Source organism: Hylemonella gracilis str. Niagara R (genome assembly GCF_000600295.1).
GTDB classification, from domain to species: domain Bacteria; phylum Pseudomonadota; class Gammaproteobacteria; order Burkholderiales; family Burkholderiaceae_C; genus Hylemonella; species Hylemonella gracilis_A.
The window spans coordinates 3,520,896-3,544,649 of the sequence record NZ_JEMG01000001.1 but is presented as its reverse complement, the minus strand read 5'-3'; the positions used below and the strand labels follow the sequence as shown (position 1 = coordinate 3,544,649).

22 protein-coding genes are annotated in these 23,754 nt (G+C 65.1%); 15 read left to right on the top strand and 7 right to left on the bottom strand.

Features of this window, described 5'->3' with window-relative positions; genetic code table 11:
• The first annotated feature begins 61 nt into the window (after positions 1-61).
• The 5 genes from urtA to urtE all read left to right on the top strand — a co-directional run bounded on the left by urtA (position 62) and on the right by urtE (position 6,458).
• Complete coding sequence (gene urtA, locus AZ34_RS16095) at positions 62-1,348, top strand: urea ABC transporter substrate-binding protein (protein ID WP_035609944.1); 1,287 nt, start codon at positions 62-64, stop codon at positions 1,346-1,348.
• 184 nt (positions 1,349-1,532) lie between these two features.
• A complete protein-coding gene (gene urtB / locus AZ34_RS16090) occupies positions 1,533-3,116 on the top strand; it encodes an urea ABC transporter permease subunit UrtB (protein ID WP_035609941.1) in 1,584 nt (527 codons plus the stop codon).
• A 13-nt stretch (positions 3,117-3,129) separates the two neighbouring features.
• Positions 3,130-4,251 carry an urea ABC transporter permease subunit UrtC gene (urtC, locus tag AZ34_RS16085; protein WP_035609938.1) on the top strand — a complete coding sequence of 374 codons (1,122 nt, stop codon included), beginning with the start codon at positions 3,130-3,132 and terminating at the stop codon, positions 4,249-4,251.
• The gene (gene urtD / locus AZ34_RS16080; RefSeq protein WP_035609936.1) at positions 4,248-5,123 is read left to right on the top strand and encodes an urea ABC transporter ATP-binding protein UrtD; all 876 of its coding nucleotides are present in this window, start codon (positions 4,248-4,250) and stop codon (positions 5,121-5,123) included. Before urtC ends, urtD begins: the two co-directional genes overlap by 4 nt.
• Before the next feature lie 642 nt (positions 5,124-5,765).
• The gene (gene urtE, locus AZ34_RS16075) at positions 5,766-6,458 is read left to right on the top strand and encodes an urea ABC transporter ATP-binding subunit UrtE (protein WP_035609934.1); all 693 of its coding nucleotides are present in this window, start codon (positions 5,766-5,768) and stop codon (positions 6,456-6,458) included.
• 17 nt (positions 6,459-6,475) lie between these two features.
• On the opposite strand, the gene AZ34_RS16070 is transcribed toward urtE, so the two are convergent.
• The 3 genes from AZ34_RS16070 to AZ34_RS16060 are packed head-to-tail and all read right to left on the bottom strand — an operon-like array spanning position 6,476 to position 7,669.
• Entirely contained in the window at positions 6,476-6,697 is a 222-nt protein-coding gene (locus AZ34_RS16070; protein ID WP_035609932.1) for a hypothetical protein, read from the bottom strand.
• A gap of 32 nt (positions 6,698-6,729) precedes the next feature.
• Positions 6,730-7,137: a VOC family protein gene (locus AZ34_RS16065; protein WP_035611993.1), complete on the bottom strand. Its 408-nt coding sequence runs from the start codon at positions 7,135-7,137 to the stop codon at positions 6,730-6,732.
• A gap of 25 nt (positions 7,138-7,162) precedes the next feature.
• Entirely contained in the window at positions 7,163-7,669 is a 507-nt protein-coding gene (locus AZ34_RS16060; RefSeq protein WP_035609930.1) for a helix-turn-helix transcriptional regulator, read from the bottom strand.
• Between the two features lie 221 nt (positions 7,670-7,890).
• On the opposite strand from AZ34_RS16060, the gene AZ34_RS16055 reads away from it, so the two are divergent.
• From AZ34_RS16055 to AZ34_RS18805, 7 genes are all read left to right on the top strand, one after another.
• Complete coding sequence (locus tag AZ34_RS16055; protein ID WP_035609927.1) at positions 7,891-8,124, top strand: hypothetical protein; 234 nt, start codon at positions 7,891-7,893, stop codon at positions 8,122-8,124.
• 215 nt (positions 8,125-8,339) lie between these two features.
• Positions 8,340-9,221: an HAD-IIB family hydrolase gene (locus AZ34_RS16050; RefSeq protein ID WP_035609924.1), complete on the top strand. Its 882-nt coding sequence runs from the start codon at positions 8,340-8,342 to the stop codon at positions 9,219-9,221.
• Positions 9,222-9,254: 33 nt separating this feature from the next.
• Positions 9,255-10,763: a glucosylglycerol-phosphate synthase gene (gene ggpS, locus AZ34_RS16045; RefSeq protein WP_035609921.1), complete on the top strand. Its 1,509-nt coding sequence runs from the start codon at positions 9,255-9,257 to the stop codon at positions 10,761-10,763.
• A gap of 53 nt (positions 10,764-10,816) precedes the next feature.
• Positions 10,817-12,433, top strand: coding sequence for a sodium:solute symporter family transporter (locus AZ34_RS16040; protein WP_035611992.1), 1,617 nt, complete (start codon positions 10,817-10,819; stop codon positions 12,431-12,433).
• A 113-nt stretch (positions 12,434-12,546) separates the two neighbouring features.
• Entirely contained in the window at positions 12,547-13,557 is a 1,011-nt protein-coding gene (locus tag AZ34_RS16035; protein WP_035609918.1) for a daunorubicin resistance protein DrrA family ABC transporter ATP-binding protein, read from the top strand.
• Positions 13,554-14,369, top strand: a complete 816-nt coding sequence (locus AZ34_RS16030; RefSeq protein ID WP_035609915.1) for an ABC transporter permease — start codon at positions 13,554-13,556, stop codon at positions 14,367-14,369. The genes AZ34_RS16035 and AZ34_RS16030 overlap by 4 nt, the downstream gene beginning before the upstream one ends.
• Positions 14,370-14,399: 30 nt before the next feature.
• Entirely contained in the window at positions 14,400-14,708 is a 309-nt protein-coding gene (locus AZ34_RS18805; protein ID WP_231495554.1) for a hypothetical protein, read from the top strand.
• A gap of 23 nt (positions 14,709-14,731) precedes the next feature.
• Here AZ34_RS18805 and AZ34_RS16025 read toward each other — a convergent pair whose 3' ends face one another.
• The 3 genes from AZ34_RS16025 to AZ34_RS16015 all read right to left on the bottom strand — a co-directional run bounded on the left by AZ34_RS16025 (position 14,732) and on the right by AZ34_RS16015 (position 19,266).
• On the bottom strand, positions 14,732-15,895 hold the full coding sequence (locus AZ34_RS16025) for a benzoate/H(+) symporter BenE family transporter (RefSeq protein ID WP_035609912.1): 1,164 nt from the start codon (positions 15,893-15,895) through the stop codon (positions 14,732-14,734).
• Positions 15,896-16,059: 164 nt separating this feature from the next.
• Entirely contained in the window at positions 16,060-16,878 is an 819-nt protein-coding gene (gene phnX / locus AZ34_RS16020; RefSeq protein ID WP_231495553.1) for a phosphonoacetaldehyde hydrolase, read from the bottom strand.
• Between the two features lie 174 nt (positions 16,879-17,052).
• The gene (locus tag AZ34_RS16015) at positions 17,053-19,266 is read right to left on the bottom strand and encodes a TonB-dependent hemoglobin/transferrin/lactoferrin family receptor (protein ID WP_035609906.1); all 2,214 of its coding nucleotides are present in this window, start codon (positions 19,264-19,266) and stop codon (positions 17,053-17,055) included.
• A 263-nt stretch (positions 19,267-19,529) separates the two neighbouring features.
• Between AZ34_RS16015 and AZ34_RS16010 the strand changes: the two genes are divergently transcribed.
• Together AZ34_RS16010 and AZ34_RS16005 are read left to right on the top strand one after the other, a co-directional pair.
• Positions 19,530-20,039, top strand: coding sequence for a hypothetical protein (locus AZ34_RS16010; protein ID WP_051509957.1), 510 nt, complete (start codon positions 19,530-19,532; stop codon positions 20,037-20,039).
• A gap of 2 nt (positions 20,040-20,041) precedes the next feature.
• Positions 20,042-20,869: a DUF4198 domain-containing protein gene (locus AZ34_RS16005; RefSeq protein ID WP_051509956.1), complete on the top strand. Its 828-nt coding sequence runs from the start codon at positions 20,042-20,044 to the stop codon at positions 20,867-20,869.
• 58 nt (positions 20,870-20,927) lie between these two features.
• On the opposite strand, the gene AZ34_RS16000 is transcribed toward AZ34_RS16005, so the two are convergent.
• Positions 20,928-21,800: an EamA family transporter gene (locus tag AZ34_RS16000; RefSeq protein ID WP_035609903.1), complete on the bottom strand. Its 873-nt coding sequence runs from the start codon at positions 21,798-21,800 to the stop codon at positions 20,928-20,930.
• Between the two features lie 216 nt (positions 21,801-22,016).
• On the opposite strand from AZ34_RS16000, the gene kdpA reads away from it, so the two are divergent.
• Positions 22,017-23,735, top strand: a complete 1,719-nt coding sequence (kdpA, locus tag AZ34_RS15995) for a potassium-transporting ATPase subunit KdpA (protein ID WP_035609901.1) — start codon at positions 22,017-22,019, stop codon at positions 23,733-23,735.
• The last annotated feature ends 19 nt before the right edge of the window (positions 23,736-23,754 follow it).

The window sequence follows — 23,754 nt, the reverse complement described above, 5'->3', positions numbered from 1 at the left end:
TTTTTACATTGGCCTTGCTTTCTTCCCACCCACCTTCCCTCATCGAACGGAGTCCTCCCTCATGAAAACCCAACGTCGTTACACCCTCAAGGCGCTGGCCGCGGCCGCCGCCGTGACCACCTTCGGCCTGACGGGCCTGTCGGCCCAGGCTGCCGACACCATCAAGGTCGGTGTGCTGCACAGCCTGTCCGGCACCATGGCCATTTCCGAGACGGTGCTGAAAGACACCGTGCTCATGGCCATTGACGAAATCAATGCCAAGGGTGGCGTGTTGGGCAAGAAGCTGGAGCCCGTGGTGGTCGACCCGGCCTCCAACTGGCCCCTGTTCGCCGAGAAGGCCAAGCAGCTGCTGACGCAGGACAAGGTGGCCGTGGTCTTCGGCTGCTGGACCTCCGTGTCGCGCAAGTCCGTGCTGCCGGTGTTCGAGGAACAGAACGGCCTGCTTTTCTACCCTGTGCAGTACGAGGGTGAGGAACTCTCGAAGAACGTGTTCTACACGGGTGCCGCGCCGAACCAGCAGGCCATTCCCGCCGTGGAGTACCTGATGAGCAAGGACGGCGGTTCCGCCAAGCGTTTCGTGCTGCTGGGCACCGACTACGTCTACCCGCGCACGACGAACAAGATTCTGCGTGCCTTCCTGAAGAGCAAGGGCATTGCGGACGCCGACATCATGGAGGAGTACACCCCCTTCGGCCATTCGGACTATCAGACCATCATCGCCAACATCAAGAAGTTCGCTTCCGCCGGCAAGAAGACGGCCGTGGTTTCGACCATCAACGGCGACTCCAACGTGCCCTTCTACAAGGAACTGGGCAACGCGGGCCTGAAGGCCACGGACGTGCCGGTTGTCGCCTTCTCGGTCGGCGAGGAAGAGCTGCGCGGCGTGGACACCAAGCCGCTGGTGGGCCACCTGGCCGCCTGGAACTACTTCATGAGCATCAAGAGCCCGGCCAACACCGAGTTCACCAAGAAGTGGGCCGCCTACGCCAAGGCCAAGAACATCCCCGGCCACAAGGACAAGCCGCTGACCAATGACCCGATGGAAGCGACCTACATCGGCATCAACATGTGGAAGCAGGCCGTCGAGAAGGCCAAGACCACGGACGTGGATGCGGTGATCAAGGCCATGGCCGGTCAGACCTTCAAGGCGCCCTCGGGCATCACCTCCAAGATGGACGAGAAGAACCACCACCTGCACAAGAGCGTGTTCATCGGCGAAGTCAAAGCCGATGGCCAGTTCAACGTGGTGTGGAAGACGCCCGGCCCGGTCAAGGCCCAACCCTGGAGCCCCTACATCCCCGAGAACAAGGGCAAGAAGGACGAGCCGGACGGCAAGACAAAAATGTAATTTGGGCTTGCAGCTTGCGCGGCGGGTTCCCCATGCGGGGGGCGCGCCGCGCCGGGCCGCCCCAAGCGGTCGCGCCGCCCCCCAGTGGGGGGAGGTGGTCGTAGACCACTTCGGGGGGCGTCCAATTTGTATGGGATTTGCAGCGTGAGCGTGGTGCGCCGCGTTCACTCTAGAGATTCCAGTGATGCTGAAAAAACTTTTGCTCTCGTCATGTGCCGTGCTGTTCGCAGCGCAGGCGCACGCGCTCACGCCCGAGCAGGCGCAAGCCATCGTGATCGGCGATTCGAGTGATCGCATCGTGGCCATGCAGCAGGCGGTGCAGACGCCGGACGCACGTGTGACCACGCTGTTGCAGGCTTTGGCCGACGACATGGTCAAGGTGCACGAGGGCCGGGTCATCCTCGTGCGTGAGGTGAATGGCGAGTGGAAAGGCGAGGACCCGACCACGGGCCAGCCCGTGGCCCTGCCCGAGGATGCGGAGGACGTGGTCAACAACAACCGCATGCGCGGCGAGATCGCCAACGCCTTGGCCGCGCTGCAGCTCTTTGGTCCGGACGCGGGTGGCCGATTGGCAGCGGCCAAGGCGCTGGCGACCGAACCCGACGAATCTCGCCTGCCGCTGATCGACAAGGCTCTGGCCGCCGAAAAGGACGAGGCCGTGCGCGAGCAGCTCAACCTGGCGCGCGCGGCCATTCTGCTGTCCAGCGCGGAGCCCGCGCAGCGCTACGCGGCAGTGCAGGCGTTGGCCGTGTACCGCACGCCAGCCACGCGGCAGTTGCTGGGCCAACAGCTCGCGAGCGAGGAAGACGCCCGGGTCAAGGCGGCCATCCAGGCCGCCCAACGCGCCATTGAGGACCACCTGGCCTGGGGCGAGCGCGCGGGTGTGCTGTTCACCGGCATCAGCCTGGGCAGCATCCTGCTGCTGGCCGCGCTGGGGCTGGCCATCACCTACGGGCTGATGGGCGTCATCAACATGGCACACGGCGAACTCATCATGATCGGCGCCTACGCCACCTATGTGGTGCAGGGCTTGTTCCGCAGCTACCTGCCCGGCGCCTTCGACTGGTACCTGGTCGCGGCCATGCCCGTGGCCTTCCTTGCCTCCGCGTTGGTGGGCGCGGCGCTGGAACGCGGCGTGATCCGCTTTCTTTATGGCCGCCCGCTGGAAACCCTGCTGGCCACCTGGGGCATCAGCCTGGTGCTGATGCAGGCCGTGCGTTCCCTCTTCGGTGCGCAGAACGTGGCGGTGGAAAACCCGGCCTGGATGAGCGGGGGCTGGCAAGTGCTGTCCAACCTCACGCTGCCCTACAACCGCTTGGTCATCATCGCTTTCGCCTTCGCGGTGCTGCTGGGCATGGCCTTGCTGATCAGTCGTACGCGGCTCGGCCTGTTCGTGCGGGGCGTCACGCAGAACCGTCCCATTGCCGCTTGCATGGGCGTGAACACGGCGCGGGTGGACACCTATGCTTTCGCGCTGGGTTCGGGCGTCGCGGGCCTGGCGGGTTGCGCGCTGTCTCAGGTCGGCAATGTCGGCCCGGACCTGGGCCAGGGCTACATCGTCGACTCCTTCATGGTCGTGGTGCTGGGGGGCGTGGGCCAGCTCGCGGGCACGGTCTACGCCGCGCTGGGCCTGGGCCTGGTGAACAAGCTGCTCGAAGGCTGGCAGGGCGCGGTGCTGGCCAAGATCATGGTGCTGGTCTTCATCATCGCCTTCATCCAGAAACGACCGCAAGGCATCTTCGCCCTCAAAGGGCGATCGGTGGACTGAGGCACGGCCCGACATGACGACGACTCCCCTGACCCTCCCTGCCGCCGCGCCCCTGTTGAACCGACGCGGCTGGACGGCCTTCCTCGCGGCCCTGATCGCCGTGCTCGTGCTGGCACCCGTGCTCAACCTGCTGGTGCCCGAGGGCCATGTGTTCCACATGAGCAACTACACGGTGGCCTTGCTCGGGCGCATCATGTGTTACGCCATCTGCGCGCTGGCCATGGACCTGATCTGGGGCTACACCGGTATTCTTTCGCTGGGCCACGGTCTCTTCTTCGCCCTCGGCGGCTACATGATGGGCATGTACCTGATGCGCCAGATCGGGCGCGATGGCCAGTACAAGAGCGACATGCCTGACTTCATGGTGTTCCTGAACTGGAAGGAATTCCCCTGGCACTGGGCGCTGAGCGACAGCTTCATCGCCACCGTCATCCTCGTCGTGCTGGTGCCGGGCGTGATCGCCTTCGTCTTCGGCTATTTCGCCTTCCGCTCGCGCATCAAGGGCGTGTACTTCTCCATCATCACGCAGGCGCTGACCTTCGCGGCCATGCTGCTCTTCTTCCGCAACGAGACGGGTTTTGGCGGCAACAACGGTTTCACGGACTTCAAGCGCATCCTGGGCATCCCGATCGGGCAGGGCATGCGCATGACGCTGTTCATGCTGACCGGACTGACGCTGCTGGGCTTCTTCCTGCTTGGCCGCTGGCTGATGAACGCCAAGTTCGGCCGGGTGCTGCAGGCCATCCGCGACGCCGAAAGCCGGGTGATGTTCTCGGGCTACAACCCCCTGGGCTACAAGCTCACGATCTGGACGCTCTCGGCCGTGATGTGCGGCATCGCGGGCGCGCTCTATGTGCCGCAGGTCGGCATCATCAACCCAGGCGAGATGAGCCCGGCCAACAGCATCGAGATCGCGATCTGGGCGGCGGTGGGTGGGCGCGCGACGTTGATCGGTCCCATCGTGGGTGCGTTCGTGGTCAATGGCGCCAAGAGCTGGCTGACCGCGGCCTTCCCCGCGTTCTGGCTGTACTTCCTGGGGGGCCTGTTCATCCTGGTGACGCTGTTCCTGCCCGACGGCATCGTGGGCTTGATCAAGCGCCTGTGGAGAAAATTCCGGGGGAGTTCCAAAGAATGACGCCCGATCTGCTTGAACAGGGCGCGCAACGCGCCCAGGCACAACAGCGTGAGGCCGCGCGCCAGAACACCGAAGCCGGCGGACAGCAGGCCAGCTATGGCCGCTTGCTTAAGACCGGCGAGGTGGATGTGACGCATGGCCGCATCCTCTACCTGGAGGATGTGAGCGTGAGCTTTGATGGCTTCAAGGCCATCAACAAGCTGAGCCTCGACATTGCCCCCGGTGAGCTGCGATGCATCATCGGGCCCAATGGCGCGGGCAAGACGACGATGATGGACATCATCACGGGCAAGACCCGGCCCGACGAAGGCACGGTCTTTTTTGGCTCCACCATCGACCTGCTGCGCTACAACGAACCGCAGATCGCGCAACTGGGCATCGGGCGCAAGTTCCAGAAACCCACGGTGTTCGAGCAACTGACGGTGTTCGAGAACCTGGAGCTGGCACTGAAGATGGACAAGAGCGTGCAGTCCTCCATCTTCTTCAAGCTGGATTCCGCGCAGGCTGACCGCCTGGCCGACATGCTGCACACCATCCACCTGGCCGACAGCGTGGACCGGCAGGCGGGCAATCTGAGCCACGGCCAGAAGCAGTGGCTGGAAATCGGCATGCTGCTGATGCAGGACCCCAAGCTGTTGCTGCTGGATGAGCCGGTGGCTGGCATGACGGACGAGGAAACCGCGCGCACGGCCGAGCTCTTCCTGACGCTCAAGGGCAAGCATTCGCTGATGGTGGTGGAGCACGACATGAGCTTCATCAAGACCATCAGCGACATCGTGACCGTGCTGTGCGACGGCGCGGTGCTGGCCCAGGGCACGCTGGAGCAGGTGCAGGCGGATGAACGGGTGATCGAGGTGTACCTTGGGCGGTGAGGATTTTCTTTTGCCGCTCGCGTTGCATTGCTTGCATGGGTTGCGATGCAACGCGGCAAGGACTGTGTGGCTCCGCTCAAAGGACACGGGTCGCTGCGCGACTTCCCTGCGCTGCTCGCGGTTGGCGGGGGACGCGCCAACTCGCTGCGCTCAGACACGGCGCGTCCCTTTTTCCGCCAACCGCTGCGCTGCTCGGCCGCGTCCATTCGCTGCACCACACAGGCCTTGCCGCGTTGCGGTGACGGGTGTTGCGGGCGCAGCAGGGCAGAGCGCGGCAGAGGGCTCGGATTTCTATTCGGGTGTCGGTGCCGTGTGCCAAACACCTCAGCCTCAGAACAGGGCACTGAATTTCTCGACACCACGAAGCCTGACGAACGGTGCCCCCGGCCCGGCCCGTCTGCGCCGCCGAGAAGCGCAGGGCGGCCGGTCGGCACGCGCGCTGTCGCGCGTGCTCTGTGATCTGACTCATCGCGTCTGTCTGAGCGGAGTGAGCGCAGCGAACGCAGCGAGTTACGCGATGGACCGGTTGTCCGAGCATCGCAGGGCAGCCGCGCAGCGGCCGGCGCAATCGGGCCGGGCTGGGGGTGCCGTTCGGCAGGCGCTCTTCGCCGTAGTCACAGCGCAAGCGGGAGAGCCAGCACCATGCTGAAAGTCAAGAACATCAACCAGTATTACGGCGGTTCCCACATCCTGCGCGACGTGAGCCTGAGCGCCACCCTCGGCAAAGTCACCGTCGTGCTGGGCCGCAACGGCGTGGGCAAGACCACCCTGCTCAAATCACTCATGGGCCTGGTGCCGATCAAGAACGGCAGCATCGAGTTCGAAGGCAAGGACATCCACAAAACCACGCCCTACGAGCGCGCCCGCGCCGGCATCGGTTTTGTGCCCCAGGGCCGAGAGATCTTCATGCGCCTGACGGTCGAGGAAAACCTGCGCATGGGCCTGGCCAGCCAACCCGGCGGCACGCCCATCCCGTCCGAGTTGTACGAGCTGTTCCCCGTGCTCAAGCAGATGCTGGGGCGGCGCGGCGGGGATCTCTCGGGCGGTCAGCAGCAACAACTCGCCATCGCCCGCGCGCTCGCGGCCAAGCCCAAGCTGCTGGTGCTCGACGAACCCACCGAAGGCATTCAGCCCAGCATCATCAAGGACATCGGTCGTGTCATCCGCATGCTGGCCGACCGCGGTGACATGGCCATCCTGCTGGTCGAACAGTACTACGACTTCGCCGAGGAACTGGCCGACGACTACGTGGTCATGGAGCGCGGCGCAGTGATTGCCTTCGGCCCGGGCAGCGAAATGAAGGACAAGGGCATCCGCCAGCTGGTGGCGATCTGAGTGGATGCCGAGCGGACTCAGCGCGGTTGTGCTTTCCGTCGCTTGCCGAGGTAAGGCAGGGCGAACAGCCAGAGGCCAGTGCCCAGCAGCAGAAAGAGCGGCGGCAGCGGCGCGTAGACGATCCACATCGGCGCCTGCCCGTCATTCATCGCCATCGCGGTGAAGTTGGCGATCACCGTGAGGGTGAAGACGAGCGATACCCAGCGGTGGAATTGACGGATGCCGTGGTTCCAGTTCATGGTGGTTTTCTTTCCCTGTTTTTTCCGCGTTTTCATCCGCGTGCCTGGACCAGCTTCCAGCCATTGCCGGAGGGGTCGCGAAAGCTCGCATCCACGCTGCCATAACGTTCCACCGGTTCCTGCGTGAATTCCACGCCGCGTGCCTGCATCTGCGCATGGGCGGCGCGGCAGTCGTCCACGGTCAGCACCAGCGGCGGCATCGCGCCCTTGGCGACCAAGGCCTGCAAGGCCTGAGCCGTCGCCGCGTCGTGCACCGGTGGGCCGGGCAGGAACAGGCCGAGCTGGAAGGACGGCTGATCGGGGAGCTGGACCGTGAGCCAGCGGTAGTCCCCATTGCGCGCATCCGTGTGGACACGAAAACCGAGCTGGTCGACGTAGAAGGCGAGCGCCTCATCCTGGTCGCGCACGTAGAGCCCGACGACTTCAACACCTGGGCGCATGGCCATGTCCTTTCCTGTGGTGGGTTCAGGCGCGGTTTATACCGGCAGCCTCCCGGCGGCGCTTCTCCGAAACTGCGATATCGAGCGCGGGCCGTTGCGCCGCGTTCAGAAAGCAGGCGGGCACGAGGGCCAGGGTCCGCCTTTGCTCTGGCGCGCGAGCACGCGCCTGGGCCCGCGCCGCGCTGGGGCTCAGGCCCGTGATGTCGCGGAAGGTGCGGCCGAAGCTGCCCAGGCTTTCCCAGCCGGTCTGGAAGGCGATGTCGGTCACGGGCAGTTCGGTGTCGCGCAGCAGGGCCAGGGCCCGCTCGATGCGCCGCGTCAGCAGGTAGCGGTGGGGCGGTAGGCCGAAGGCCTCGCGGAAGGCGTGCGCGAAATGCGTGGCCGACACGTTGCTCACGCGCGCCAGCCTAGCGATGGGCCAGGCCTCCTGCGAGGCGGCGTCCATGCGGTCCTTGGCGCGCAGCAGCCGGCGCAGCAGATCGGGTGGTGTCTGCAAGAGAGCGGACGTGGAAGCAGGGGATGCCTTGGTCATCTGGCCGCGATGATGCCGCATCGCCTGCCGCGCCGGTCTCTGCCCAAGCGCCATCGAAGTCAGCGGCTCGAACCCATATCGTGGTAAGTCGCAGTCGCGAGTCGGGTTTTTGGGCGGTCACTCAAGGCATGCAGTTTTAGAATGGGCCCTCATCAAACGCCGCAAGGTGCTTCCTTGATGAAGTGCCGCGCGGCGTTTGGTTTTTGAGCACGTCCCAGCCCATGTACGCCACCCGCTTTTCGCATCCGCATGCCCATCGCGTCCTGCGCCGCCAGGCGCGGTGTTGCGCGCGGGTGAACGCGAAGCTGGGGGCAGCCCTCACGCGCGGCATGGTGCGCTCGCGCAGCACGCTCACGCCGCCCCTGCCGGGCGAGCGTTTCGCCGTGCTGCGTTATGCGACGAACCGACGCTCCGAGCCTCCGCTCAGTCGCTCGTTCATGAATCGCCTGTCCTGACCGGACGGCGGAAGCCATTTCGCCCTGGGACCTGAGCCCAGGGGTTTGCGTCCCGGCAATGCCCCGGGGCGCCACGGTGCCGAAACCGCGCTCACCGACTTCATTCCGTCTTTTCGCGCACGCGCACCGAAGTCGTTTCCGTCGCCGGCCTTTCCATCCCAGGCCGTCGTGGCGCCGTGCGCGCCGGGACCGCCCTAACCAGGAGTCCATCCCGCATGACATCGCCGTATTCAACGCCGCCTGCCCACGACGGTTTCCCCGCGCTCGATCGCCCGCTCGTGTTGGCGACTGATCTGGATGGCACCTTCCTGGGCGGCAGCGACGCCGAACGCGCTGCGCTCTACCGCTGGTTGCAGGTCATGCGCGAGCGGCAGCCGCGGGACGTCACCCTGATCTTTGTCACCGGGCGGGATTTGCCCTTCATCCGCAGCATCGTGGCTGCCGGCACCGTGCCTCGGCCGGACTACGTGATCGGCGACGTGGGCACCACTATCGCGGGTGGTCCGGAGATCACGCCCCTGCCCGGCTTGGAAGAGGACATCGCCACGCGCTGGAAGCGCGGCGCGGACTCCGCCGCGCAGGCGCGCGAGCGCCTGCGGGCCCTGTTGGCCCATGAGCCTGGTCTGCGTGAACAGGACACGCCCTTCCGCTACCGCCTGAGCTACTGGTACGAGCCCGCCGTGCTGTCGCCCGAGACTCTGCCCAAGATCGAGGAGGCTGGTTACGACGGCCTGCTGTCGGCCAACACCTTTCTGGACGTGCTGCCGCGCGGTGTCTCCAAGGGCCCGACCTTGCGGCAGCTGATCTCCCACCTGAGCCTGCCGCCCCAGGATGTGCTGGTCGCGGGTGACACCCTCAATGATCTGTCCCTCTTCCAGACTGGCCTGCGCGGCGTGGCAGTGGGCAATTCCGAACCGGCCTTGCTGGATCGTCTGCAGGCATTGGAGCGGGAGCAGTCCCAGAACGAGCCTGCCTGGGCGCCATCGATCCAGTCGCGGCGCATTTTCCGCAGCCCTCGCACGGGCGCGGCCGGCATCCTGGACGCGGTTCATCACCACGGTTTTGTCGCGCGCGATTTCTTCGCGCCTGTTCGCTGACCTTTTGACGCAATGAAGAAAAAGGAGCCTTCCATGGAAAACAAGAACAAGCCCTCCGATCTCGTGATCGTCTACCACCGCCAGCCTTACGAGGAACGGATGGAGAACGGCCAACTGGTCTACAAGGAGCACGCCAGCCCCAATGGCATCGTGCCCACGCTCAAGAGCTTCTTCGGCTCGGTCGAGCGCGGCGCCTGGGTGGCCTGGAAGCAGGTGGAAGGCAAGGGACGCGAGGCAGAGAAGTTCGAGCGCGTCGTGCGCATCCAGGATTCCTACGGCACCTACAACGTCTCACGCCTGCCCCTGACCCCGCAGCAGGTGCGCAGCTTCTACCACGTCACCTCCAAGGAGGCGCTGTGGCCCATCCTGCATTCCTTTCCCGAGCGCTACAACTACGACGCGGTGGACTGGCCGACCTTCCGCGAGGTCAACCGCCTGTTCGCCGAGGCCGCCGTGGCCCAGGCCGCGCCCGGCGCGGTGATCTGGATCCATGACTACAACCTCTGGCTCACGCCGCACTACGTGCGCAAGCTGCGCTCTGACGTGAAGATCGCCTTCTTCCACCACACGCCCTTTCCCTCGTCCAGCATCTTCAGCATCCTGCCCTGGCGCGACGAAATCATGAACAGCCTGCTGGACTGTGACCTGGTGGGCTTCCACATCCCGCGTTACGCGGCGGGGTTCGCGGCGGCGGCGCGCAACCTCAAGGGGGCCAAGATCCTGGAGGAGGCGCCCGCGCCGTCCAGCATGTCGCACCAGGGCCTGGCGTTGTCGCAAGCGTCCTCGCCCGTCAAGCTGGGTTACCAGGGGCGCGTGGTCCACGTCGATGCCTGCCCGGTGGGAACCAACGTGCCTTACATCCGCGAACTGGCGGCGCGTGAGACAACGCAAGCACGCGAGATGCGCATCCGCGAGGAACTGGCCGGGCGACGACTCATCATGTCAGTGGGCCGCGCGGACTACACCAAGGGCACGCGCGACATGCTGTTGGCCTACGAACGCCTGCTGGAGCGTCAGCCCGCGCTGGTCGGGCAGGTGCAATTGCTGGTCACCTCGGTGTCGGCAGCCGCGGGCATGGGGGTCTACCGCAACGTTCAGCGTGAGATCGAGCAGATCTCCGGGCGCATCAATGGCCGCTACAGCACCCTGGCCTACCGGCCCTTGTGGCTGTCTACCTCGGCCATTCCCTTTGAGGAATTGATCGCCTACTACCGTTGCGCCGACGTGTGCTGGATCACACCCTTGCGCGACGGATTGAACCTCGTGGCCAAGGAGTACGTCGCCGCGCGCGAGAACACCGATGGCGGCAACCTGGGCGGCGCGCTGGTGCTATCGGAGTTCACGGGCGCGGCGGTGGAGCTGGACGGTGCGGTGCTGGCCAACCCCTATTCCAACTTCCAGATGGATGCCGCCATTGACCGCGCTCTGGCGATGCCGCCGCAGGAGCAGCAGGAGCGCATGGCCAGCATGCAGCGCAGCGTGGAGCGCTACGACGCCGCGAAATGGGCGCGACACACATTGGAGAAGTTCAATACGCTGTGAACCTGGGCGTTTTCGGTGGTTGGAAGCAGCATTGCAAAAAAGGAGACAAGTCCATGACTGACCATGCAATTCTGGGCACCTGGGACTGGGCGATCATTGGCGCCTACTTGGTCATCGTGATCCTGATCGGCGCCTGGGCGACGCGCAAGGCGAGCACATCCGGGGAGGAGTTGTTCCTTGCCGGGCGCAGCCTGGGTTTCGTGGTGGTGGGTCTGTCCCTCTTCGCCTCCAACATCTCGTCGACCACGCTGATCGGCGTCGCGGGCGCGGCCTACAGCAGCGGCATCAGCGTGGCGCACTACGAGCTGATGGCGGCGCTGGTGCTGGTCTTCATGGCCGTGGTGACGATTCCCGTCTTCCTGCGCGCCCGCGTGACCACCATACCCCAGTACCTGGAGCGGCGTTTCGGTCCCAAGTACGGCCCCATCGTCTGTCGCTATGTCTCGGCGCTGACCATCTTCCTGGCCATCTTCGTGGACACCGCGGGCAGCGTCTACGCCGGGGTGCTGGTGCTGCAGGTGCTGGTGCCGGGCATTCCCTTTCTGCCCGCCTGCATCGGGTTGGCGGTGTTCGCCGGGCTCTACACGGCGGCGGGCGGCCTGCGCGCCGTGGTCTACACCGACGTGCTGCAAGCCCTCGTTCTGCTGGTCGGCGCGGGCATCATTGCCTGGGAAGTCTTCGCGCAGTTCGATTTCTCCTGGGCCACGGCCACGGCAGCCATCCCGGCCGACAAGCTTTCACTGGTGCGTCCCTTGGACGACCCCAATCTCCCTTGGCTGGGGGTGATCCTCGGCCTGCCCGTGCTGGGCTTCTATTACTGGGGCGCCAACCAATACATCATGCAGCGCGTGCTGGGTGCACGTTCATTGGAGCAGGCCCGCGGCGGCGCGATGCTGGCTGCGGCGCTCAAGCTGCTGCCCCTGTTCCTGATGGCCATCCCGGCGGCCTTTGCTTTTGCGCTGCTGCCGGACTTGTCCAGCGGGGACCAGGTGTTCCCGACAATGATCGTGAAGTTCCTGCCCGCCGGCTTGACCGGACTGGTGGTGGCGGGCCTGATCGCGGCCATCATGTCCACCATCGATTCAACGTTGAACGCTTCCTCCACCCTGGTGATGGTCGACTTCGTGCGCGCCGAGGAGCGGGGCTGGTCCCAGCGCCGCATCGTGGCGGTGGGCCGTCTCACGACGGCGGCCTTCGTCACCGTCGCGGCGCTCTGGCCGCTGGTCATCCGCGATTTCCCCGGCCTGTTCAACTACATCCAGCAGGTCTTTTCCTACGCCGTGCCGCCTCTGGCCGTGGTGCTGCTCATGGGCATGTGCTGGCAGCGCATGAGTGGCCGTGCTGCGCTGCTGACGCTGGTGGCGGGCCATGTTCTGGGTGCGCTCATCCTGGTCTGGCGCATGGGGGCGCAAGCCCGGGGCCTGGATGACGGGCTGCCGCATTTCACCGTCGTGGCCGGGCTCACGACCCTGTTCTGCGTGGTCCTGGCATGGGCCTGGTCTCGGACGGCCGAACCCCAGTCGGCCAATGCAGCGCAGGCCCAGTCTGATCCAGGCCTGTTGTGGCGCCCCGTGGATGCCGCGACACAAGAGCGCGGATGGCGGGACTACCGCTGGCAATCGCTCGTGTTGGTGCTGGCCGTGGTGCTTGTCATTGGGGTCTTCTGGTAGCGAGGCCCGGGGTTGGTCCGCATGCGAGCTAACCCCCATGTCTGAACCGAGACGGTCACACAAAAAACCGGTCGCAGCCCGTAAACTCTGCCCTCTTTTTCAGGAGGAAAGGGATGCCTGCACTTGCAACGGAGTTGGCGATCGAGACGCACGGCCTGCGCAAGCAGTTCGGTGATTTCGTCGCCGTTCAGGGGATCGATCTGGCGATCCCGCGCGGTTCGGTCTACGGCCTGCTCGGCCCCAACGGCGCGGGCAAGACCACCACCATCCGCATGCTGACCACCTTGCTGCGCCCCAGCGGCGGCACAGCCCGCGTGCTCGGGCATGACCTGGTGAGCGAGGCTGCCCAGGTGCGCGCCAAGGTGGCCGTGACGGGCCAGTTCGCCTCCGTGGACGAAGACCTGACCGGCGAGGAAAACCTGATCCTGATCGCTCGCCTGCTCGGCTTTTCCTGGGGCGCGGCGAAGGCACGAACCAAGCAGCTGCTCGCCGCCTTCGACCTGGAGGAAGCCGCCAAGCGCCAGGCCCGCAATTATTCGGGTGGCATGCGGCGCCGGCTGGACATCGCGGCCAGCCTCATCGTCACGGCCGACCTGCTGTTCCTGGACGAGCCCACCACGGGCTTGGACCCGCACAGCCGCAACCAAGTCTGGGACATCGTGCGCGCCATCGCCGCCGAAGGCACGACCGTGCTGCTGACCACGCAGTACCTGGAAGAGGCGGACCGCTTGGCCGAGCGCATGGCGGTGATCGAGCATGGCAAGGTGATTGCCGAAGGCACCAGCCGCGAACTCAAAGCCTCTGTGGGTGGTCGCGCCCTGCAACTGCGCCTGGCCGATGTGACTCAGCGCGCGGCAGCCGAAGAGATCCTGCGCCGCGTCTTGGGTGAAGCGGTGGGTGAGATGCAGACGGGTGACGAAGACGACGAAGGACTGTTGCGTGCCAAGGTCGCGCGCGACGAACTCGCGCCTCAGGCCCTGGCGCAACTCGCGGCCGCGAACATCGCGATCGCCGAATTCGCCCTGGCCCAGCCCAGCCTGGACGATGTGTTCCTCGCCATCACCGGCAAACCCGCGCAAGACCAAGCCACGGACAAGGCCAGCAAGCAAGGAGAAAAGCAATGAGCAGCGACAAGATTTCCCTGCATGGCGTTCTGAGCAAGGACCCGCGTCCCGCGCGCGCCAGCGCGAGCGCGGCCGTGCTGACCCTGGCCTGGCGTGCCATGCTCAAGATCAAGCATGTGCCCTTCCAGCTCTTCGACGTGCTGGTCTTTCCCATCATGATGACCTTCATGTTCACCTACCTGTTCGGTGGCGCGCTGGCGGGTTCGACCGACGCCTACCTGCAGTGGCTGATCCCAGGCATCGTGGTGCAGACCCTGGTCTTCCTGACCATCTACACCGGCATGGGCCTGTGTACCGACATCACCAAGGGCCTGTTCGAGCGCTTCCGTTCGCTGCCCATCTGGCAGCCCAGCCCCATCGTCGGCGCGCTGTTTGGTGATCTGAGCCGTTACCTGCTGGCCGCCCTCGTGGTGCTTACCGTCGGCTTGATCCTGGGCTTCCGACCCACGGGCGGTGTGACCGGCGTGGTGCTGGCCCTGCTGCTGGTGCTGCTCTTCACCTCGGCCCTGTCCTGGTTCTGGATCATCATCGGCATGCTGGTGCGCACGCCCGAGATGGTGATGACCACCAGCATGCTGCTGCTGTTCCCTCTCACCTTCGTCAGCAACATCTTCGTCAACCCGACGACCATGCCCAGCTGGATGCAGACCGTGGTCAACCTCAACCCCGTGACCCACCTGACCAACGCCGCGCGTGGACTCATGCATGGCAATGTGGTGGGGGGGGATGTGGTCTGGGTGCTGGTTGCGTCGGCCGTCATCACTGCCGTGGCGGCGCCGATTGCGATGCGGATGTATTACCGGGAGCGGTGATTTCAGTTGTCACTATTGATCTAAGTGTCTATGCCTTGGAAAACAGCGCACCCTGACAAATACATCGCAGCACTTGAAAAATCAGGTGAAGCAGAGGTTCGCGCCGCGATAGCGCGGGGAGACCCTTGGGTCAGTGGTATGTACAGGGAAAGTGCGGAGCAATGGCTACAGGCGAAAGCTGATAGCCGTTCTGAGGCACGAGAAGACGAAAGCTTGCGTATTGCTCGCCAGGCGGCTCGCTGGTCTATGTGGGCCACTGTTATTGCCCTTCTTGCCGTAATCATCTCTGCTCGGGAGCTCGTGGGAGAACTCGTGCATTTTGTTTTCGGGAAAGGCTAATGCACTGGTGAATAAAACGAGTGCTACTTCCTCCGCAACCCCAACGCAATCGCCCCCGCCACCACACCCCAGAACGCCGAACCCACGCCCGCGATCACCACGCCGCTGAGCGTGACGAGGAAGGTGATGAGCGCGGCTTCGCGCTGGTCTTCCTGAGCGAAGGCGGCGGCCAAGGCACCCGCGATGCTGCCCAGCAGCGCCAGGCCCGCGATGGCCGCGACCAGTTCCTTGGGGAAGGCCAGCAGCAGGCCCGTGACGGTGGCCCCAAAGATGCCGACCAGCACGTAGAGCCCGCCGCAGACCACGGCGGCGGTGTAGCGTTTTGCCTTGTCTTCGTGTGCTTCGCGGCCCATGCAGATGGCGGCGGTGATGGCGCTGAAGTTCAGGGCGAAGGCACCAAAGGGCGCAAGCACCAGGGTGGCCACCCCCGTCATCGTGAGCAGGCGCGAGATGGGCATGTCGTAACCCGCCGCGCGGATGGCCGCCACGCCGGGCAGGTTCTGTGAGGCCATGGTCACCACGAACAGCGGCAGAGCCAGGCTGACGATGGCCGACAGCGTGAAGCTGGGCGCGGTGAACACCGGCACGGCCAGCGAGAAGCTCACCGTGTTCCAGGCCAGCTGGCCTCGCAGCGCGGCATAAGCGACGGCGACCACCAGGGTCAGCGGCACCGCGTAACGCGGCACGAAGCGCTTGCCCAGCAGGTAGGTGGCCAGCATCAGCAGCACCAAGGGCAGCGCGGTCTGCGCGGCACCAAAGGCGTTGAGGCCGAAGCGCGTCAGCACGCCCGCCAACAAGGCTGCCGCCAAAGCCATGGGGATGCGGTTCATCACCCGCTCAAACCAGCCCGTGGCGCCCGCCACGGTGATCAGCGCCGCGCTGACGATGAAGGCGCCGATGGCCTCGGCCATCGAAAAGCCACCCGCCAGTCCGGCCGCGGCCAGCACCGCCGCGCCGGGCGTGGACCAGGCCACCATCACCGGCTGGCGCAGGATCAGCGAGGGCAAGGCGCTGCACAGGCCCATGCCGAGGCCCAGCGCCCACATCCAGGAACTGATTTCTTCCGGCGTTGCGCCAAACGATTGCGCGGCCTGGAATACCAGCGCGACGGAGCTGGTGAAACCCACCAGCACGGCGACGAAACCAGCGCTGGCGGCGGAGAGTTGGAGGTCTTTGAAGAAACGCATAGGACGGGAAAATTCAGTTTGATCTATGAGTGCCAACGATACTGGCCAGCACGAGGATGCGGGCTGAATGCGGAGCAAAGTGAAGGAGGAGAGCGGCGCAGCCGCTCGGGGGACATGAGCGCAGTCTTTACCCCGCGTCCTCATGCCCGCTGGAGTTCATGGACTCAAGGTGATTCGCCGCGTTTCAAACGAGCCTCAATCGCCTCAATGACCGCAGGCAACTCCGCCACGCTGTCGATCACGTAATGCGCACCCGCCTCCTGCAGCCGTCGCCGTGCCTGGGCCAGCAGGGTCTCGTACTCGGCCGGCTGTGCCGTTTTCAGGGCCTGCGCGTCGGCCAGCGTGTAGCCCATTTCGTTACCGGACAAGGCCAGGCCCACGCTCCACATGCCCGCGTTGCGGCCTTCTTCCACGCCCGGCGTGGTGTCGTCCACCTTCACGCAGGCGCGCACATTCGGCACCTGCAACGCGAGCAGATTCGCCAGCGCCATGTAGGCGCCGGGCCGGCCGCCTGCGGGCAGCTCATCGCCGGCAATCACATGGTCGGGTGCGATGCCCGCCTGCTTCGCCAAGGGCCGCAGCACGTCCATCACCTGCTTGGGATAACCCGAGCAGGAACCAATCTTGATGCCGCGCGAGCGCAGCCAAGCCAGCGTTTCCACCGCGCCGGGGATGGGCTGCGAATACGCGCCCACCTTCTCGATCTGCATGGGCATGAAGCGCTCGTAGATCGCGTCGATGTCGGCCTCGGTCGACGGGCGGCCAAAGACCTTTTGCCATTGGGCCTGGACGCCAGGATCGTTCAGCAATTGGTGGATGTGCAGGCGCTTGGACAGGCCCATGGGGCCGCGCGCCTGCTCCAGCGTGATGCGGATGCCGAATGTCTGGAAGGCGTCCACGAAAATCTGCGTGGGCGCCAGCGAGCCGTGGTCGACCAGGGTGCCGGCCCAGTCGAAGATCACGGCCAGGACGGGGGAGGGCATGGGGGGCGGCATCACATAGGTCATGGCGTGATTATCTCGCCCGCTTATGACGGCCCTTGCGCACGGGCCCGCTAGGCAGTTCCCCATCCCGTGCCTGTCTCAGCGAGCAAGACCGGTCACGCCCTGAGCGCGACCGGCCTTGCAACCATGGCCTGCGAGATCGTGACGTCAGTGTCAGAAATCCGCAGTCATCGAGACGCGCACGGAACGCCCCGGCTGGGTGTAGGCGTCCAGCACCGTGGAGCTGGCCGAGAGGCCTTGCACCTCGGACCAGTTCCAGTACTTCTCGTCGCTCAGGTTGTAGACACCTGCCGTCAGGCGCAGGTCCTTGCGCAGGCGCCACTGGCCGCTCAGGTCATACACGGTGTAGGCCTCGGGCAGGAAGGGGTCGGCGGTGGTGTCCGTGTCCACATCGCTCTTTTTCTTGGCCAAGCTGTGGGTGGCGTCCAGGCGCAGCATCCAGACCGGGGTGTCATAGCGCAGGCCGGCCGTCATGCGAGCGGGGTTGACCGAGTCCAGCGGGACATCCTGCTTCGTGTTGCGCCCCTTGGCCTGACCGTAAGAGAGCGGTGAAGACAGCGTACCGCCCGCGAACTGGCCGACGGCGCCCCAGCGGATGTCGGCCTTGGCCTCGAAGCCGCTGATCTCCACTTCATCGACGTTGACGGACTGTATGACCGCTGGATTGCTTGGATTGCCGTATTGGCCGCTGACCAACTGGTTGTCCTTGATGAAATCCTTGTAGCGGCCTGTGAACGCGGCCAGATCGAAAGTCAACCCATCCAGGCGCCCGCGCAGACCCAGTTCGAAGTTCTGGCTTTTCTCGGGCTTCAAATCGGGATTCGGGATGGTTGAGTAGGAACCGGTCGCGCTCTCATAAAAGGCATTGACCTGCCCGGCGTTGGGTGCACGAAAGCCCGCGGCGTAATTGCCGAACAGGCTCCACTGCTCGTTGGCGCGCCAGAGCACGCCCAGCTTGGGGCTGGTGGCCTGCCCCGAGAGGGATTTGGCATCAGCCCCAAAGTTTTTCTGGCTCGCGTCAATGCTGTAGTGGTCAAAGCGCACACCCGGCGTCACGCTGAAGTCGCCGATGATGAATTCGTCCTGCACGTAAAGGGCGGTGCTGGTTTCGCGCGTGTTCGGAAAGCGTTTGAGCGGAAAGGTCTCGCCGGCGGGCGGCGTCACGCCGTCCTGCTCGTTGACCACATCCGTGACGACGTAGTCAACGCCATAAGTGATCTTCTGTGCTGTTCCCCCCTCCATGCGCAGCAGCTTGCTGCCTTGCAGATTGGACTGCCAGGTGGTTTCGTCATAGGTGGTGTCGCGCACGCGGTCCGTGGTGGTGCGGTCCTCATCGGCCCATTCGCGCGAATGCGCGTCCTGGTAGCTCAAGACGGCGCGCACTTCGTCGGCCAAGGCCGCATCGATCTGCCAGCGTCCATCCCAGGTCGCCCGGCTGCGTTCCATGTCGGTGCTGGCGTCGGAGCGCAGCACCGTCGCGGTACGCGCCGTCAGCAGTTCATATTCACTGCTTTTGTCCACATGCTCCAGCGTCAGCGCATGGCGCTGGCCCGCGCCGGGCGTCCACACCAACTTGCCCAACAGGCTGTAGTTCTCGTCTTCCTGAGGGTTGGGCGTGGTGCGGCTGCTGTTTTTGCTGTTGTTGCTGCCCTGGTTGTCCAATTCCTGCCCGCGCGAGGTGTTGGCGCCCAGCAGCCATTGAAGGTCATCGCTGATGCGACCCGCCAGGGTGGTGCCGATGTGCTTGGACTGGTCTTCGCTGTCGTAGCCCAGGCTGATCCTGCCGCCAAAGCTGTCGTCGCCATTCAGGAAATTGGATGGGTCGGCGGTGATGAAATGCACCAGACCGGCCATTCCATCCGAGCCATACAGCGCCGAGGTGGCACCGCGCACGACTTCCATGCGCTGGATCAAGCCCAGATCCAGGTAGTCGCGTCCGAAGGCGGTGGCGCCGAAGGCGTAGCTGCGCGGCTGGCGGATGCCATCGACCAGCACGAGCACGCGGTTGCGATCCAGGCCCCGGATGTTGAAGCCGGCGTTTTGTTCGCGGCCGGTACTGCCCTGGGCCATGCCGAAACGCGCGGGCGCGCGCTGCACGCTCACATTGGGCAGCTCGCGGGCCACGTCGCGGATATCGCGCACCTGCTTTTCCTCAAACGTTTCCGCGTCGATGACGTCGATCGAAACGGGCAACTCATCGGCCGACTGCTCGACACGCGAGCCACTGACGACGACTTCCTTGAGTTGGGCGACCACTTCCTGCGCCTGCGCGCCGAGGGCGGGACCCAGAAGACAAACGGCCAAGGCGAGCGGCTTGAGGCGGAAGGCGGGAACGAGGCCACGACGGGATAGAGATTTGGAAGGCATGGACTTTCTTCTGTTTGGCAGTTGCATGAGAGAGTGGTTGGGACTGGCACGCATGTCTGGCATGCAAGTCTTTGCAAAGTATATTAACAATGAGAATGATTCGCAATTAATAATTATGAGAGAATGGGCTTTCGACGCTCCAGCGATTTCTGAGCAGTGTCTGAGGGCGGTATGGCAGACCTGTGGTCTTGCCTGCCATCGACGGACTTGAGCCCATGAAATCGCCAGGCGCATTCCCTTCATCCGTTCCGATCGAGGTTTTCATGAAACACAAAACACCCGTCGCAACCCTGGTCATGGCCAGCCTGGCCGTCCTGCTGTCCGCTTGCGCTTCCCCATCCCAACCCAAGGCCGACAAGGCGCTCGGGCCGGTCAACCCCGCAGGTGGTCACGGCCACGTGGCGTTCATGGGCAGTTATGACGTCAACCGCGACGGCGTGGTCACGCGCGAGGAATACGACACGCTGCGCAAGCAGCGCTACATGGTCGCCGACAGCAACCAGGACGGCTGGCTCAGCGAAGCCGAATACGTGGCCGAGTTCGAGGCGCGTCTGAAGCAGCAGTACGTTGCGCAGGGCCGCCAGAGCGACGACGGGTATGCGCAGATGATGAAGCAGGCCCATGTGCGCTTCAACATCCTGGACAAGAACAAGGACGGCCGCCTTTCGGTGGAAGAGGAAAACGACGTCGCCGAGCGCACCTTCAAGACCGGGGACGTGAACCTCGATGGCGTGGTGAACGCCGCGGACAACATGAAAAAGGACAAGAACTGACCATGAACCAAAATCACTTGCTGCACGCTTACTCCAAGCGCGCCACGCGTGCCCTGACCTGCGCTTGCCTGATGCTGGCCGGTGCGGCCCAGGCCCACACGCCCTACCTGCTGCCCATGAGCTTTGACGTCGCGCCCGACGCTGTGCTGAGCGTGGACGCGGGTTATGCCGAGAAATTCTTCCTGTCCGAAGTGGGCTTTGGCGACACGCGTTTCACCCTAACCACGCCCGATGGCAGCGTACTGCCCTTTGGCGAAGTGCATCAGCTCAAGTCACGCACCGTGGCCGAGCAGAAGCTGCCTGGCGCCAAGGGCACTTACCGCCTGAGCACGGGCGTGCGGTTGGGTTCCATCTTCCGCAGCTGGGAACAGGACGGCAAGGTGGAGATCTCGCGCGATGGAAACAAGACACCGCCGCCCGGCGTCAAGCTGCTGTCCCATTACCAGTCGCATTCGGTGTCCGAGGCCTATGTGACAGCTGGGGCGCCGAATAAACGCGCATTGGAGCCCGCCCAGCAGGGCCTGGAAATCGTGCCCATCACCCATCCGAACGACCTGTTCACGGGTGAGAAGTTCGAGTTCACCGTGCTGTTCGACGGCAAGCCGCTGAGCGGGCAGACGGTGGACATCTACCGTTCCCCCATGGACCTGGGCAGCGAGCACACCAGCGACAGTGCCAAGACCGATGCGCAGGGCCGCATTGCCTACGCAATGACCGAACCCGGTGTCTACCTGGCCTTGGTACGCTACCGCGGCGCGGCTCCGAAGGGCGCCGCCGCGCCGATGTACGGCTACAACTACACCCTGACCTTCCGGGTGCTGAAACCTTAATCAGGTACCAGGCGCGCGGGCGGCGCGGGCCGCCGACTTGCCTGAATTACCTGGGCTGTCAACCGAGGCGCAGCGCCATCACGCCCGCCACGATGACAGCCGTGCCCACGGCGCGGCGCGGCGTGAAGCGCTCGCGCAACAGCCAGGCGCCGATCAGCGCGGCGAACAGCACCGAGGTCTCGCGCAGCGCGGCCACGGTGGCCACTGGCGCGCGTGTCATGGCCCAGAGCGCGATGCCGTAGGAGCCGAGCGATGCCAGCGCGCCGCCCAGTGCGACTGGCCAGCGCCGCTGTGCGTAGGACTGGGTGTGTGGCCAGGCCGTCTTGCCACGCCGCGCCAGCACCAGCAGGGCAAAGGGCCAGCCGTCGAAGGCGAACAGCATGATGACGTAGCGCAGCGCACCCAGGCCGTCCGCCTCCGTGCTGGCCGCGCGCGCGCCCAGCGCGTCGACCAGGGTGTAGATGGCGATGATGACCGCGTTGGCCAGCGCAAAGCCCACAGCCTGGGGCGAGTCCAGGGCGTGGCGCGACAAACCCAGCGCCAGCACGCCGCAGCACACACCCAGCACGCCGACCCAGGCCAGCGGCGAAAGATGCTCCCCCACGAACAGCGCAGAACTCAAGGCGACCAGCAGCGGCGCAGTGCCGCGCATCAGCGGGTAGGCCAAGCCCAGGTCGCCATGCTGGTAGGCCCGCGCCAGCGCGATGTAGTAGCCGATGTGGATCAGCACCGACGCCGCGATGTAGGGCCAGGCGGCGAGGGGCGGTGGCCCCAGCCAGAACAGCAGGGGCAGGGTGACGACGGAACCCAGCAGGTGGATGAGCGCGGTGTCCAGCGTCTTGTCCTGGCTGGACTTGACCAGCGCGTTCCAGCTGGCATGCAGGAGAGCGCCGAACAGCACGGCGGCGGCGATGGGCCAGGTGAGCGTCATGCCACCGAGTGTCGCAGATCGGGATACGCGAAGCAGTTGGGTCGTTCGCGTCTAACCGCACGGGAATGCAGTGTGCCGCGCAGCTGAATTTACGCCGAATTTACGGGCTCGCCGCTGGCGAGGGCTGGCGACTTTACGGGGCTCGCTCCGAGAATTTTGGCCAGGGCTGCCGAGGTCTCGGTGGCTGCCGCTGAATGCAAGTGCAGGAGTTCTTACATGATCGAATTTGTCACGGTCCTGGGGCTGGCCCTCGTGCTGGGCTGGCCGCTGGGACGTTATCTCGCCGCCGTCATGCGGGGCGAGCCCATGCGCGGGGATCGGCTCTTCGGCTGGGTTGAGCGCCCCCTCTACCGCCTCTTGGGTGTAGACCCGACCCGGGGCATGGGCAGGACGGCCTATGCCGGGGCTTTCCTGCTCAGCAACCTCGTGCTGGGTCTGCTGGCCATGGCCATCTTCATGACCCAGGCCTGGTTGCCGCTGAACCCGAACGACGCGCCGAACATGCGCTGGGATCTGGCGCTGCACACCGCGGTCTCCTTCCTGACCAACACCAACCAGCAGCATTACTCTGGGCAGGCTCAGCTGTCCTACCTGGCCCAGATGACGGGCATCGTCGGCCTGCAGGTCATCACACCCATGATGGGCCTGGCCCTGGTGGTGGCCACGCTGCGCGGTCTGTTCGGCGGGCGCAAGATTCAGGCGGCTCAGGCGGTACAAGCGGGCCACGCCGATGCCGGCGCCGTGGATCTGGGCAATTACTGGGCCGACGTCATCCGTCCCGCGGTGCGCGTGTTCCTGCCGCTGTGCCTGTTGCTGTCGCTGACATTGACCAGCCAGGGCGTTCCGTCCACGCTGGCCGGCGGACCGGTGGCGACGCCGCTGGATGCGAGCGTGGCCATGAAGGAACAGAAGATTCCGCTGGGCCCGGTCGCGCCCATGGTCGCGGCCAAGCAGCTCGGGACCAACGGCGGTGGCTGGTACGGGCCGAACAGCACGGTGCCGCTGGAAAACCCGACGCCTTTGAGCAACCTGCTGCAGACGCTGGCCATCGTGGTGTTGCCGGTGGCGGTGGCTTTCATGGTCGGCGCCTTCACGGGGCGTCGCAAGTTCACGGCCCTGGTGCTGGGTTGCATGCTGTTGATGTCACTGGCCTCCACGGGTCTGGCGCTGTGGTCGGAAGGCCATTCCTCGTCCACTACCGACGCGGCGCGGATGGAAGGCAAGGAAGTGCGCCTCGGTGCCGACGCCTCCGCACTCTGGGCCGCGTTGACCACGCAGACCAGCAACGGCTCGGTCAACGCCATGCATGACTCGCTGGCGCCGCTGACCGGACTGGTGACGATCGGCAACATGCTGGTCAACGCCATCTGGGGCGGTATCGGCTGCGGCTTGCAGCAGTTCCTGGTCTACCTGCTGCTCAGCGTCTTCCTCGCGGGGCTGATGACGGGGCGCACGCCGGAACTGTTCGGACGCAAGATCGAGGCGCCGGAAGTGAAACTGCTCGCCGTGCTGGTGCTGCTGCAGCCCCTGGTGGTGCTGGGCTTCACCGCCATCACGCTGGCGCTGCCGTCCCTCACCGGCAACTCCAACCCGGCCTTCCATGGCATCAGCCAGGTGCTCTATGAATATACCTCGGCCTTTGCCAACAACGGCTCCGGCTTCGAGGGCCTGGGCGACGCCACCGCCTGGTGGAACCTGAGCTGCGCCGCCGTGCTGGCCCTGGGCCGTTACCCGGCGCTGATCCTGCCGCTGGTCATCGCCGCGTCCCTGGCCCGCAAGCGCCTCGCGCCGGAAAGCACCGGCACCTTGCAGGTCGAAACCCCGACCTTCGCCCTGACCCTGATCGCGGTGATCGTGATCCTGACCCTGCTCCAGTTCATGCCGGTGCTGGTGCTGGGTCCCGTCGCCGAGCACCTGTCGATGTTGGCGCAATGAACGGCATGGAAAACAAGCC